Annotated in this window: 13 protein-coding genes; 9 read left to right on the top strand and 4 right to left on the bottom strand. The window is 30.6% G+C overall.

The features are described 5' to 3' along the window. The first annotated feature begins 122 nt into the window (after positions 1 to 122). Together DUT90_RS01305 and DUT90_RS01300 are read left to right on the top strand one after the other, a co-directional pair. Positions 123 to 1,898: a long-chain fatty acid--CoA ligase gene (locus DUT90_RS01305; protein WP_114424989.1), complete on the top strand. Its 1,776-nt coding sequence runs from the start codon at positions 123 to 125 to the stop codon at positions 1,896 to 1,898. 75 nt (positions 1,899 to 1,973) lie between these two features. Further along, a complete protein-coding gene (locus DUT90_RS01300) occupies positions 1,974 to 2,723 on the top strand; it encodes an NYN domain-containing protein (RefSeq protein WP_114424912.1) in 750 nt (249 codons plus the stop codon). Positions 2,724 to 2,784: 61 nt separating this feature from the next. Here the strand turns inward: DUT90_RS01300 and leuB are convergent, their stop codons facing one another. From leuB to leuC, 4 genes are read right to left on the bottom strand one after another with little or no spacing between them, the layout of a single operon-like run. Further along, positions 2,785 to 3,840, bottom strand: coding sequence for a 3-isopropylmalate dehydrogenase (gene leuB / locus DUT90_RS01295; RefSeq protein ID WP_114424911.1), 1,056 nt, complete (start codon positions 3,838 to 3,840; stop codon positions 2,785 to 2,787). 59 nt (positions 3,841 to 3,899) lie between these two features. Then, a complete protein-coding gene (locus DUT90_RS01290) occupies positions 3,900 to 5,420 on the bottom strand; it encodes an alpha-isopropylmalate synthase regulatory domain-containing protein (RefSeq protein ID WP_114424910.1) in 1,521 nt (506 codons plus the stop codon). Between the two features lie 21 nt (positions 5,421 to 5,441). Beyond that, a complete protein-coding gene (gene leuD, locus DUT90_RS01285) occupies positions 5,442 to 6,041 on the bottom strand; it encodes a 3-isopropylmalate dehydratase small subunit (RefSeq protein WP_114424909.1) in 600 nt (199 codons plus the stop codon). A 10-nt stretch (positions 6,042 to 6,051) separates the two neighbouring features. Next, a complete protein-coding gene (gene leuC / locus DUT90_RS01280) occupies positions 6,052 to 7,452 on the bottom strand; it encodes a 3-isopropylmalate dehydratase large subunit (protein ID WP_114424908.1) in 1,401 nt (466 codons plus the stop codon). A 295-nt stretch (positions 7,453 to 7,747) separates the two neighbouring features. On the opposite strand from leuC, the gene xerA reads away from it, so the two are divergent. The 7 genes from xerA to DUT90_RS01245 all read left to right on the top strand — a co-directional run bounded on the left by xerA (position 7,748) and on the right by DUT90_RS01245 (position 13,215). Continuing rightward, complete coding sequence (gene xerA, locus DUT90_RS01275; protein ID WP_114424907.1) at positions 7,748 to 8,941, top strand: site-specific tyrosine recombinase/integron integrase; 1,194 nt, start codon at positions 7,748 to 7,750, stop codon at positions 8,939 to 8,941. A gap of 141 nt (positions 8,942 to 9,082) precedes the next feature. Beyond that, a complete protein-coding gene (locus DUT90_RS01270; protein ID WP_114424906.1) occupies positions 9,083 to 9,976 on the top strand; it encodes a tetratricopeptide repeat protein in 894 nt (297 codons plus the stop codon). A gap of 186 nt (positions 9,977 to 10,162) precedes the next feature. Continuing rightward, positions 10,163 to 11,074 (top strand): hypothetical protein, encoded by a 912-nt coding sequence (locus tag DUT90_RS01265; protein WP_114424905.1) that lies wholly within the window; start codon positions 10,163 to 10,165, stop codon positions 11,072 to 11,074. A 228-nt stretch (positions 11,075 to 11,302) separates the two neighbouring features. Continuing rightward, entirely contained in the window at positions 11,303 to 11,566 is a 264-nt protein-coding gene (locus tag DUT90_RS01260; RefSeq protein ID WP_147266190.1) for a hypothetical protein, read from the top strand. Further along, complete coding sequence (locus DUT90_RS01255; protein ID WP_114424903.1) at positions 11,556 to 11,846, top strand: hypothetical protein; 291 nt, start codon at positions 11,556 to 11,558, stop codon at positions 11,844 to 11,846. Before DUT90_RS01260 ends, DUT90_RS01255 begins: the two co-directional genes overlap by 11 nt. 841 nt (positions 11,847 to 12,687) lie before the next feature. Next, positions 12,688 to 12,906, top strand: coding sequence for a hypothetical protein (locus DUT90_RS01250; RefSeq protein ID WP_114424902.1), 219 nt, complete (start codon positions 12,688 to 12,690; stop codon positions 12,904 to 12,906). Between the two features lie 3 nt (positions 12,907 to 12,909). Then, complete coding sequence (locus DUT90_RS01245; RefSeq protein WP_114424901.1) at positions 12,910 to 13,215, top strand: type II toxin-antitoxin system RelE/ParE family toxin; 306 nt, start codon at positions 12,910 to 12,912, stop codon at positions 13,213 to 13,215. Positions 13,216 to 13,273: the final 58 nt, after the last annotated feature.

Genomic DNA, 13,273 nt, shown 5'->3' with positions numbered 1-13,273 from the left:
CCTCTTTATTATATTAAATAAATTTCCTTATAAATTTTATAGTATTCTCAATACAAAACTATTATAATAGATATTTGTTAAATCAAGTGGAAATTCCTAATTTGGTATTTCAAAACAAGTTTATGGCAGTAGAAGTTACAAGGTTATTCGATTTCCCTTACTATCAATTAAATACATACAGTTTAGACAAAGCATTTATCTCTAAAACAAGTGGTAAATGGGAATCTATTTCCACACAAGAATATATAGATCAAGCCAATCAAATTAGTAGAGCCTTGATAAAATTAGGAATTCAACCCAATGATAAAATTGCAGTAATTTCATCTACCAATAGAACCGAATGGAATGTTTGCGATATTGGAGTTTTACAAACAGGCGCTCAAAATGTTCCTATTTATCCTACAATTTCTAAAGAAGATTATGAATATATTCTAAATCATTCAGAATCTATTTATTGTTTTGTATCAGATGTAGAAGTCTTAAAAAAAATTAATAAAATCAAAAAAAACACTAAGCTAAAAGAGATTTTTACGTTTGATGATATTGAAGGTGAGAAAAATTGGAAAGAACTTTTAGAACTTGGAAAAGACGATAGTAATCAACATGAAGTTGACAAAAGAAAAGAAAATGTGCAGGCAGATGATTTGGCCACATTAATTTATACTTCTGGAACCACAGGAAAACCAAAAGGGGTCATGTTATCTCATAGAAATATTGTTTCTAATGTAATGAGCTCTATGGAAAGAGTTCCTTTAGACTATGGTAATTCTAGAGGCTTAAGCTTTTTACCCGTTTGTCATATTTTTGAAAGGATGATTCTATATTTATACCAATCTTGTGGTGTTTCAATTTACTTTGCAGAATCTATAGAACAACTTTCTGACAACGCAAAAGAGATTAAGCCTCATGTAATGACGGCTGTCCCACGTTTATATGAAAAAATATATGATAAAATTATTTTAAAAGGAGAAACGTTATCGGGTATTAAAAAAGCATTATTCTTTTGGGCAGTTAACTTAGGCTTAAAATATGAACCAAATGGTGCCAACGGTTGGTGGTATGAAAAAAAATTAGGTTTAGCTAGAAAACTTATTTTTTCGAAATGGCAAGAAGCATTAGGTGGAGAATTAAAATTAATGGTTTCTGGAAGTGCTGCCTTACAACAACGTTTAACAAGAGTTTTTACTGCGGCAGGAATGCCAATTATGGAAGGTTATGGCTTAACAGAAACATCACCAGTTGTTACAGTAAACGACAGAAGAAACAAAGGATTTAAAGTAGGAACTGTAGGAAAAGTCATTAACAACGTTGAAGTAAAAATTGCTGAAAATGGAGAAATATTGGTAAAAGGGCCTAATGTGATGCTAGGGTATTTTAAAGACGAAGAAAGGACTAATGAAGTTATAAAAGACGGATATTTCTATACAGGAGACAAAGGTCAAATTGATGATGAAGGCTTTTTAAAAATTACAGGTAGAACCAAAGAGATGTTTAAAACATCTGGAGGCAAATACGTTGTACCCCCTCTTTTAGAAGGAGAATTAAAACAATCTTTATTTATAGAACAAGTTATGGTGATAGGTGAAGGCGAAAAAATGCCTGCAGCTATCATTCAACCAAATTTCGATTTTATTAAAGATTGGATAAAACACAAAGAGTTGCAAATTGGAAGTTCTAATAAAGAGATTATTACTTCAGAAAGAATTATCAAGAGAATTCAAAAAGAAGTTGACAAATGTAATAAAAACTTTGGAAAATGGGAGCAAATCAAACGTTTTGAATTGACTCCTGATGTTTGGTCTATAGATGACGGACATTTAACACCCACCATGAAAATGAAACGTGCTGTAATTAAAGAAATTTATAAAGATTTATATGATAAAATCTATAAAGCATAAAAATAAATAAAAACCTCTCTGATTAGAGAGGTTTTTTTATAAGGAAAGTAATAACTTCGTTGGAGATATAATAATATGGAAAGTAAATTTAATATTGCAGTGCTAATAGATGGAGACAATGCTCAACCCAAGCTAATAAAAGAAATTATCGAAGAAGTTTCTAAATATGGTAAAGCAACCATTAGAAGAATTTATGGAGATTGGACTTCGCAGCAAATGAATAGCTGGAAAACTATCATCAATCAACATTCCATCAGTCCTATTCAAAAATTTGCTTATACCACTGGAAAAAACTCTACAGATAGCTCAATGATTATTGATGCTATGGATATTTTACACGGAAAAAATATAGAAGGTTTTTGTATCGTTTCTAGCGATAGTGACTATACAGGTTTGGCAAAACGGATTCGAGAAGAAGGCTTATATGTTATGGGTATTGGAGAAAAAAAAACACCAGAGGCTTTTGTAAAGTCGTGTGAAATATTCACGTTTACTGAAAATTTAAAAAATGATGAGGAGGAAGAAGAACAAACCATTTCTAAAAAACAAAAAACGACTCCTAGTAAAAAAGTAGCTCCAGAAAAAGTATGGATTTCTAAAGATGATTGGAAAACGATTCATAAAGCTTTTGACATTTCTACTAATGAAGATGACGTTGCATATATTTCTACATTAGGATTAAATATCAGAAAAATAGATCCGAGTTTTGACCCTAGAAGTTATGGCTTTAAAAACCTAACCAAACTCTTTCAAAATATTGACAAATTTGAAGTGATTAAAAAAGATATTGGAGGTTCTATTCAGCCTTTATTAAAAATTAGATAAATTCATAAATGCCAAAAAGCTCTCGAAATTCGAGAGCTTTTTTTTAATTATTTATCTAAAATTAGATGTTATTTGCTAACCAATCTCCTACCTCTTTTGTTCCATAAGCTTTACCTCCATCAGCTAAATCTTCTGTAACAATACCTTTGTCTAAAGCACTATTTACAGCATCTCTAATTGCTTTTCCTTCTTCTTGTAAACCAAAGTTTTCAAACATCATTGCTGCAGAAAGCACTGTAGCCATAGGGTTTGCAATATTTAAACCTGTTGCTTGTGGGTAAGAACCGTGAATTGGCTCAAACAAACCAATCTCAGCACCTAAAGAAGCACTTGGCATTAATCCCATAGAACCAGATATTACAGACGCTTCATCAGTTAAAATATCTCCAAATAAGTTTTCAGTAATTAAAACATCATAACTATTTGGCCATTGTACTAAACGCATTGCAACTGCATCTACAAATTCATAAGCTACTTCTACTTCTGGATAATCTTTTTCCATAGCCTGTACAGTCTCTCTCCACAATCTAGAAGTTTCTAAAACATTTGCTTTATCTACACAACATAATTTTTTACTACGTGTCATTGCTAATTCAAAACCTTTTTTAGCAATACGTTGTACTTCTTCTCTTGTATAAACACAGTTATCAAAAGCAGTCTCACCTTCGTCTCTTCTACCCTTTTCTCCAAAGTAAATACCACCAGTTAACTCACGTAAAAAAACTAAATCTGTTCCTTCTATTCTTTCTCTTTTTAAAGGAGATTTATCTAATAAAGAAGGAAAAGTAAATGTAGGCCTAACGTTTGCAAATAAACCTAATTTTTTACGCATTTTTAATAAACCTTGCTCTGGACGAACCTTTGCTGAAGGATCATTATCAAATCTTGGGTGACCAATAGCACCAAATAAAACAGCATCAGAAGCTACACAAATTTCGTGAGTTTCATCTGGATAAGGTTCTCCAACAGCATCTATTGCTGCTGCACCAGTTAATGCTGGTTTCCAAGTAATTTCGTGATTAAATTTTTTTGCAATTGCATCAGATACTTTTACGGCCTGATCTATTACTTCTGGGCCAATTCCGTCTCCTGCTAATAATGCGATATTTAGTTTCATATTTTTAAGCTTTTGGTTACCTCTAATGATTAACTATCATTTAATAACCGATAATTTATTTATATTATATTTAGCATTTTTTCGGTAGCTTTTATTGCAGATACTGTTTGATCTGAATCTAAACCACGCGTAATAAATTCATTGTCTTCTCTTTTCCAAGTAATAATGGTTTCACACAAAGCATCAGAATGACTACCTGGAGGAATTCTTACTCCATAATCTATTAAATCTGGTAACTCTTTTTTACTATGTGTTTTGTATAATTTTCTTAATGCATTCATAAAAGCATCAAACTGACCATCCCCTTGCGAATGTGCTTCATACATAACACCTTCTACTCTTAATTTTAAAGTAGTAGATGGTTTCATTCCTTTAGCATGTCCTAAAACATAATTTTCTACAATAACACGTTTTTCTATAGTGTCACTGTCTAAAACATCAGAAATAATATACGGTAAATCTTCTTGAGATACCACCTCTTTTTTATCTCCTAATTCTATGATTCGTTGTGTAACTTTCTTTAAATCTTCATCATTTAAACTTAATCCTAAATCTTGTAAATTTTTTTGGATGTTTGCTTTTCCTGATGTTTTACCAAGCGCATATTTACGTTTTCTACCAAAACGTTCTGGCATTAAATCATTAAAATAAAGATTGTTTTTATTATCTCCATCTGCATGTATACCAGCTGTTTGTGTAAATACATTAGCACCTACAACGGGTTTATTTACAGGAATTCTAAAGCCAGAAAATGTTTCTACAAGTTTACTAACTTTGTTTAAAGCAGTTTCATTTACAGCAACGGTAACGTCTTTTAAAAAGTCGTTTATTACAGCAATAACACTTGCCATTGGTGCATTTCCTGCACGCTCTCCCATTCCGTTAATAGTTAAATGTAGCCCATTTGCCCCTGCTTTTACAGCTTCCATAACATTTGCAACTCCCAAATCATAATCATTATGACCATGGAAATCTATATGCATTTTAGGATATTTTTGACGAACTTCTGTAACAAATGCAAACGTTTCATCATGAGTTAAAATACCTAAAGTGTCTGGTAATAAAATACGTTCTATTTTTTGAGTTGATAAAAAATCTAAATACTCAAAAACGTATTCTTTAGAATTTCGCATACCATTAGACCAATCTTCTAAATATACATTGGTTTTAATGTTATGCTTTGCAGCCAATTCTATATTGGCTTTAATATCTTTAAAATGTTGTGCTGGAGTTTTTTTAAGTTGATGTGTTAAATGATTTAAAGAACCTTTAGTTAATAAATTTTGAACTCTAGCACCAGCTGTAAGCATCCAATCTATAGATTTCCCTCCATCAACAAAAGTTAACACCTCTATGTTTTCTAAAAAATTATTTTCTGTAGCCCAAGCTGTAATCTGTTTAACAGCTTTTAATTCTCCATCAGAAACTCTTGCAGAAGCTATTTCTAAACGATCTACATTTAGCTCTAGTAATAATAATTTTGCAATAGTTAATTTTTCAGAAACTGAAAACGACACTCCTGATGTTTGTTCTCCATCACGTAGTGTCGTATCCATTATTTCTATCTTTCTACTTGCCATATGCAACTTTAAAAAGTATTTTTAAAATGGTCTTGTTTCAGCAAAAGCAGAAATTTCGTTTTCGATGTTTTTTAAATAATCAATATCATCAAAACCATTTAACATATTATCTTTTTTATAAGAATTAATATCAAAAGATTCAGACTCTCCTGTAGCAACTAAAGTTACTGTTTGATTAGGTAAATCTACTTTAATTTCAGCTTTTGGGTCTGCCATAATAGCAGCAAACAAAGTATCTGCAAATTCTGCAGAAACCTGTACTGGTAAAACACCTACATTTAAACAGTTATTTTTAAAGATATCTGCAAAAGCTGATGATATTACACATCTTAATCCAAAATCGTATACAGACCATGCTGCATGCTCTCTAGAAGAACCAGAACCAAAGTTTCTACCTCCAACTAAAATTTTAGATCCTGCATAAATTTCTTTATTTAAAGGAAAATCTGCTTTTGGTGTTCCGTCAGAATTATATCTCCAATCACGGAAAAAGTTAATGTCAAAATCTTTACGCTCTGTTGCTTTTAAAAAACGAGCAGGAATGATTTGATCTGTATCTACATTTTCTGTAGGTAATGGATATGCTGTACTTGTTAGTACGTCAAATTTATCGTAAGCCATTTTGTTTTTTTTATGCTGTTAATAAAGTTCTTGGATCTGTAACTACACCGTTAACAGCTGAAGCAGCTGCTACTAATGGGCTTGCTAATAAAGTTCTAGAACCTGGACCCTGTCTTCCTTCAAAGTTTCTGTTAGATGTAGATACTGATAATTTTCCTGCAGGAATTTTATCATCATTCATAGCTAAACAAGCAGAACATCCTGGTTCTCTTAACACAAAACCTGCTTCATCTATAATTTTATCTAATCCTTCTGCTTTAATTTGATCTACTACTTTATGAGAACCTGGTACTAACCAAGCAGTAACATTGTCTGCTTTTTTTCTTCCTTTAACAATAGAACAAAAAGCTCTAAAATCTTCAATACGTCCATTAGTACAAGAACCTAAAAATACAAAATCTATTTCTTTACCAATCATAGAATCTCCTTCATTGAAATTCATATAACCTAAAGATTTCTTGTATGTTTCTACACCACCTTCTACATTTTCTGCATTAGGAATATCTTGTGTTACACCAATACCCATACCCGGATTTGTACCGTAAGTAATCATTGGCTCAATATCTGTTGCATTATAATTAAACTCTACATCAAACTCTGCTCCTTCATCAGTACTTAAAGTTTTCCAGTATTCCATAGCCTTATCCCAATCTGCTCCTTTAGGAGTTTGAGAACGACCTTTAATATATTCAAATGTTTTAGCATCTGGAGCAATCATACCACCACGTGCACCCATTTCTATAGAAAGGTTACAAACAGTCATACGACCTTCCATAGTCATATCTTCAAAAACATCACCTGCATACTCAACAAAAAATCCTGTTGCACCTGATGTTGTTTGTTTAGAAATAATGTATAAAGCTACATCTTTTGGTGTTACACCAAGACCTAATTTCCCATTTACGTTAATACGCATTTTTTTAGGTTTTGGTTGCATAATACATTGTGTAGATAATACCATTTCTACTTCAGAAGTACCAATACCAAAAGCAATAGCACCAAAAGCTCCATGAGTAGATGTATGAGAATCTCCACAAACAATAGTAGCACCAGGTAAAGTAATTCCATTTTCTGGACCCACAACGTGTACAATACCGTTATTTAAATCTCCTAATCCCCAGTGAGAAATACCATGCTTTGCAGCATTTTCTTCTAACGCTTTTAATTGGTTAGCAGATAACGGATCTTCTACCGGTAAATGTTGGTTTATTGTTGGTGTATTATGATCTGCTGTAGCAAACGTACGTTCTGGATATACAACACTGTTTCCTCTGCTTTCTAATCCTAAAAAAGCTACAGGACTTGTAACTTCATGGATAAAATGACGATCTATAAAAAACACATCTGGTCCGTCTTTAACCTGACGAACAACGTGTGAATCCCATACTTTGTCAAATAATGTTTTTGCCATTTTCTTATTTTTAATTGATATGATTAAGTATCAGCTATCAAAAGTAATCTTTATTTTAGGTTTTGTACGTTTTACAAACTTTTTTCTAATGATACCTAACTGTTAAAATAACTGTTATAACACTATTAAACAACACCTTACATTGTTTTTAAATACGATGTCTATTTGTTTTTTGGAAACTAATTTTATAGTATTATGTTTTAAAGTAGGTACAATTATAATTTATCTAAAAACTATCATAATTATTTAAATTAATTGCTAGTATTGTTACGTTTTTTTATATTTTTGTATTGCTATGAATAACAACAAATTACAAACCTCCACATTAACTTTATATAAAGTTTTACACCGAAAGAAAACACAACTTTTAGTTACTTTTCCTTACGATTACACTATCAAAAATAAATTAAAACATGATCTAGGTTACCTTTGGAGTGTTAACCATAGGGGTTGGTATGTTTTATTTTCTGAAGACGCTATTGAAGTATTAAAAAAACATTTAGGTACAAGTGTAAATTTTATTTTAGATAAAAGTCTAGAAACATCAATTGCTCAAAAATCCATCAAAAAAAACCGTACTATTTCAGAAGAACATAAGAAAATCATTCGCTCTTATATAAAATATTTAAAAGGCAAACGTTATAGTGAAAGCACTGTTAAAACTTATTTTACTTTTATAGCAGATTTTTTTGAATATTTAAATGATAAACCTGCTTGCGAATTTTCGAATAGAGATATTGAACTTTTTATAGAAGACGTCTTTGTACCCAAAAACATGAGTATTAGTAGTCAAAGACAACTTATTAGTGCTTTAAAATTATTTAAAGCTTTTTATCCTAACTGTAAAATTGAAGCATTAACGTTACAACGTCCTCGAAAGAGTAAAATTTTACCAACAGTATTGTCTAAAGAAGAGATAATTGATTTGTTACGTTACACAAAAAACCTAAAGCATAGAGCTATTTTAGCGATCATCTATTCAGCGGGACTTCGCATAGGAGAATTGCTTGCATTAGAACTCAAAAATATTGACTTTGACAGGCGACAAATTGCTGTAAAAAATGGAAAAGGACGCAAAGATAGAAATGTAGTTTTAGCAGAAACTATTATTCCTCTATTACAAAATTACCTGAGCACATACAATCCTAAAATTTATTTTGCTGAAGGTCAAAAACCAAATATGAAGTACAGTAGCGAAAGTATTAGAGGTTTTTTAAAACGATCTGTTAAGGCTGCTAATATAAAAAAACGAGTAACGCCCCATACGCTGCGTCATAGTTATGCTACTCATTTATTGGAAAACGGAATTGATTTACGTTATATTCAAGAATTGTTAGGCCACTCTAAACCAGAAACTACAATGATTTATACTCATGTAAGTAAGAAGGACTTACTACAAATTAAAAGTCCGTTAGATATTTCTGTAAAATCAATTATAGAAAATAACACTGAAAAAAAGTTGACTAAAGCCTTTTCTAACAATTATTAATCTTAGAAATATGTGTAATTCTAAAAAGAATCTTATTTTAGTGTTTGTAAATAAAACATTTGTTTATCCTAAAAACTGAGAAGATAAAAAGTGTATTTTATTTTTATATAACACGTTAGCACCAATTTCCCTAAAAAACGTATGAAAAGAATATTTGGAACTTTAATTGTGATTTTAATATCACATATAGGATTTAGTCAAGATTATCAATCAGAATTTAAAAAATACTGTGAGACAAATGACACAATAAATCAATTGAAAACTTTGAAAAGATGGAAATCTGAAAATCCTAAAGATGCTGAACTTTTTACAAGCTATTTCAATTATCATTTTATGAGGTCTCGTCAAGAAATTCTTGCTTTAACTACAGACCAACCAAATAGCGAAAGTCTTGTTTTAAAAGATAGTTTAAATCAAAATTCTGGATTTTTAGGTAGTCAGATTTATTATAACCCAACTGAAGTAAAAAAGGGACTTGATAAAATTGATGAAGGAATTAAACTTTATCCTAATCGACTTGATATGAGATTTGGTAAAATCTATGTTTTTGGGGAACTTGAAAATTGGTCAGAGTTTACAACGGAAATTAAAAAAACAATTGAATTTTCAGCCAAAAACAATAATGAATGGACATGGACAAATCACGAAAAATATGATGGTGGAGAAAAAGAGTTTTTACTAGATATTCAAAATTATCAGTTACAATTATACAATACAGGTAATGACGAACTTTTAAAAAATATGAGAGAAATAGCAAATAAAGTTTTAGAATTTTACCCAAATCATATTGAAAGTTTATCCAATTTATCAATTACATATATTCTAACAGGAGAATACGATAAAGGTATTGAACCTTTGTTACGAGCAGAGAAAATAAACCCAAAAGATTACATCGTTCTTGGAAATATTGCTCAAGGATTCAAACTGAAAGGAAATAAGAAAAAAGCTATCGAATATTATGAAAAAACACTTGAATTTGGAGATGAAAGAGCAAAGCAATATGCTAAACAACAAATAGCTGAATTTAAAAAATAAAAACTGGTGCTAACAACGTATAAATTTTATTGCTAGCTATTTGCTCACTTGCGAAAATTCTAGCGAATTTTCTAATCAGTGATTATTTACTTACTTTTAACTTGAAAACACGCAACAAACTTTATACAGAGCCGTTAGCAACAAGCTAAACAAACAACAGAACAAAAAACAAACATTGAATTACAAATGAAAACATTTCTTACAATTTTAAAATGGTTCTTTGGAATCACATTCTTAATCGGAGGTTTAGGCGGTTTATTCACATCATTCTTGACAGGAATAATCTTTTTACTGTTAGGGTTATTTATTCTTCCACCAACTTACGAATTGTTTGCAAAAAAAACCAAGCTGAATTTACCTTCTTGGGCAAAATGGACAACAGTAATAGTAGGTTTTGTAATTGCGAGTTTTACCATTGACAATTCTAATGCCGAAAAAGATGCAGAAATGGATTTGGTTGTAGAAAAAGCATCTGAATTTATAAATAATGGGCAAATTGACTCTGCCAAAGTCTATATTGAAAAAGCGAAAAGTCAATATTCGACCACAAAAAACAAAGCAGTCGAATTGGAAAATGAACTAAACAAGTATAAATCAGAGGATTTTGCCAAAGAAACTTTAGTCGCAATGACTGAACAAGAATTTGAACAATTAACGAATGACCAGCTAACAAAAAAATATTTAACTCAAAATTCATTAAACACAGAATTTATTGCTTTAATGAAAACTCAAGCACCAGAGAGAGAAAAAATAATTAAAGAGATAGCTCAGAAGAAAGAACAAGAAAAAATTGCAAGAGAATTAGAAGCTGAAAGAAGAAAACAAGAAGAAATAAATAAAAATCGCAAGGAAAACATCGAAAAGCAATTTAGTGCTTGGGATGGTTCGCATCCAAAACTTTCCAGAATGATAAAAGAAAATTGTCGAAACCCAGATAGTTACGAACATATCGAAACAAGGTTTAGAGATGACGGAAATTCCATTTTTGTAATAACAAAATATAGAGCGGAAAATGGATTTGGCGGAATGACAATCGGTTCAGTTTCTGCCAGAGTTGATTTTGATGGAAACGTATTAGAAATAGTTAGCCAAGATTAGGAATAAAGCCAGTTGCTAACAACGTATATAGCTCATAGCTAATTAGTTGATTAATAGAAGTTAAGGCATATTTGCAAGTCCGCCAAATTTTTTAATTTGGCTTATTGATAAAAAAGATAATAAGAAAATTAAAAAATCTGGCTCGTGTTCAACCGAAAATTAATCGCTAATTTACACGCTACGAGCCATATACAAGACCGTTGTGTGCAAGCTAAAAACCGAGAATAATTGAGAAAAGCAATTTACATAATTACCTTGATTTTACTAATAATTGGAATTCTATTATTTGAATTTATGGCTTTAAATTCAATGGTTAGTTTAAAATATGAAACACGTGAATTAACGGATTGTATTTCAATCGTTTCTGGAATTGATTTATGTAACGCAATTAGAACTTTTCACATTTTAGCAATTCTTTGTGGACTGACAATTATCGGTCTTATGATTTACAGAAAACGGATTTTAAAACAAAAAAGTGAGAATGAAATTTAAAATATTTATTTGTGTATTATTATCTTCAGTTTTTAGTTGTAGCGTGGAAAATGAACGAGAAAAATACGCTGAATTAATAATTGAAAAAGTAGAACAATTTAAAACGGAAAAAAATAGATTGCCGAAAAATGTCTCTGAAATTGGATTAGTTGAACTTGAAAATAGTAAAGCTTTCTACGAGAAAAAAACTGACTCGACTTATATAGTTTGGTTTGGATTAAGTATTGGAGAATCTAAAACTTATAATTCATCAAAAAAGGAATGGACAAAAGGCGGATAAAAAAAAGCCTGCACACAACAACGTGTATATTTTATTGCTTTCTTTTAGCCAACTTACGAAAATCCTCGCGGATTTTCTATTCAGTATTTTTTTGCTAATTTTACGCTAAACCAACGCAACAAAGCATACACAAACACGTTAGCAAAAACTGCTGAGTGAAGCCAGAAACGCATAGGTTTATATCTAAAAACATTGCTCAAATCTCTCTCTTTAAATCTGAAACTCTTGAATTTTGTATTTGAAAATACATTGTGAATTTTGAAAAATTAAATCGTTTTTACAATCAATTCATTTTTCTAGTTGTGGCGGAATATTTTTTCATAAAAAGCTCTTGAATACTCTCCTCTTATTTTAAAACGCGGAATTTTACAACGCTGAAAACAAAAGTTATGTTTCTGGAAAATTCGTCAAAATCTGAAAAATTCTTAGTTTAAAGAAATTGAAATTGAGTTTCTTGCGGAATTATAACGTTTGAAATACTAAAGTTATAGTATTGATTAAATCGTAAAAACCTGAAAAATCTTTATCTTAAAGTAAATGGAATTGAGCCTCTTGCGGATTTGAAACGTTTGAAAATGGAAAAAATTAAAAAATAAAGAAGTTCGGAAACTCAAAAAAATATGGAATTATAAGAAAAACCGCTTTTGCTAACAACGTACATAAAAAATTGCTATTTTTGGTTACATCAAAATTGTTGCCATTTTAAATACGGAATTTTCCTGCGGAAAATTGCCGTACTCTTTAATCGCAACTTTTTCATGTACAAAACCGTTGGGCTTCATACCCAAGGACAATCGAAAGTGAAAGAATATTTTTCGTAAATTTGTTGAAAATTTTTAGAATGGATATACAAGCAACAAAGTTAGAATTATTGAAAATTATATTAGAAAATGAAAATTCTGAATTTATTCAACGTGTATCTGATTTTGTAAATAAAGAGAAAAAAGACTTTTGGAATGAATTAACTGTATCAGAACAAAAGGAAATTAAAAACGGAATTGAAGAACTTGATAGAGGTAAAAGAGTTTCGTATGAATCTTTTCTTAAGAAAATTTCGTAGTGAATGAAAGTATTCTTATCGGAACTTGCGGAAGAAAAGCTTTTAAACCTTTCTGAATATCTACTAGAAAATTGGAATTTAAAGACAAAAGATAAATTTATTTCAAAATTGACTGACAAGATTGAGCAAATATCAGCTCAGCCTGAAAGTTGTCCGAAATCTTTTGAATTTGAAAATTTGTATAAATGTGTTGTAACAAAACAAACGACATTTTATTATAGAATAAATTTTGAGAAAGAAGAAATTGAAATAATTACAGTCTTTGACACTAGACAGAACCCTGAAGAGTTAAAAAGAGAGATCAAATAAAAAGTACGAAAGCCCAACAAGGTATAAGCTTTATTGCTAGCTAGTTGCCTACTTGGGA

Source organism: Polaribacter sp. WD7 (assembly GCF_003335085.1).
GTDB lineage: Bacteria > Bacteroidota > Bacteroidia > Flavobacteriales > Flavobacteriaceae > Polaribacter.
Note: the sequence above shows the minus strand (reverse complement) of the source record. Positions and strands in the feature narration are given on the sequence as shown.

Coding starts and splice junctions, on each gene's coding strand:
- xerA (WP_114424907.1), top strand. CDS start 7,748: ATGAATAACAACAAATTACAAACCTCCACATTAACTTTATATAAAGTT.
- DUT90_RS01265 (WP_114424905.1), top strand. CDS start 10,163: ATGAAAACATTTCTTACAATTTTAAAATGGTTCTTTGGAATCACATTC.
- leuC (WP_114424908.1), bottom strand. CDS start 7,452: ATGGCAAAAACATTATTTGACAAAGTATGGGATTCACACGTTGTTCGT.
- DUT90_RS01250 (WP_114424902.1), top strand. CDS start 12,688: ATGGATATACAAGCAACAAAGTTAGAATTATTGAAAATTATATTAGAA.
- DUT90_RS01245 (WP_114424901.1), top strand. CDS start 12,910: ATGAAAGTATTCTTATCGGAACTTGCGGAAGAAAAGCTTTTAAACCTT.
- leuD (WP_114424909.1), bottom strand. CDS start 6,041: ATGGCTTACGATAAATTTGACGTACTAACAAGTACAGCATATCCATTA.
- leuB (WP_114424911.1), bottom strand. CDS start 3,840: ATGAAACTAAATATCGCATTATTAGCAGGAGACGGAATTGGCCCAGAA.
- DUT90_RS01290 (WP_114424910.1), bottom strand. CDS start 5,420: ATGGCAAGTAGAAAGATAGAAATAATGGATACGACACTACGTGATGGA.
- DUT90_RS01255 (WP_114424903.1), top strand. CDS start 11,556: ATGAAATTTAAAATATTTATTTGTGTATTATTATCTTCAGTTTTTAGT.
- DUT90_RS01300 (WP_114424912.1), top strand. CDS start 1,974: ATGGAAAGTAAATTTAATATTGCAGTGCTAATAGATGGAGACAATGCT.
- DUT90_RS01270 (WP_114424906.1), top strand. CDS start 9,083: ATGAAAAGAATATTTGGAACTTTAATTGTGATTTTAATATCACATATA.
- DUT90_RS01305 (WP_114424989.1), top strand. CDS start 123: ATGGCAGTAGAAGTTACAAGGTTATTCGATTTCCCTTACTATCAATTA.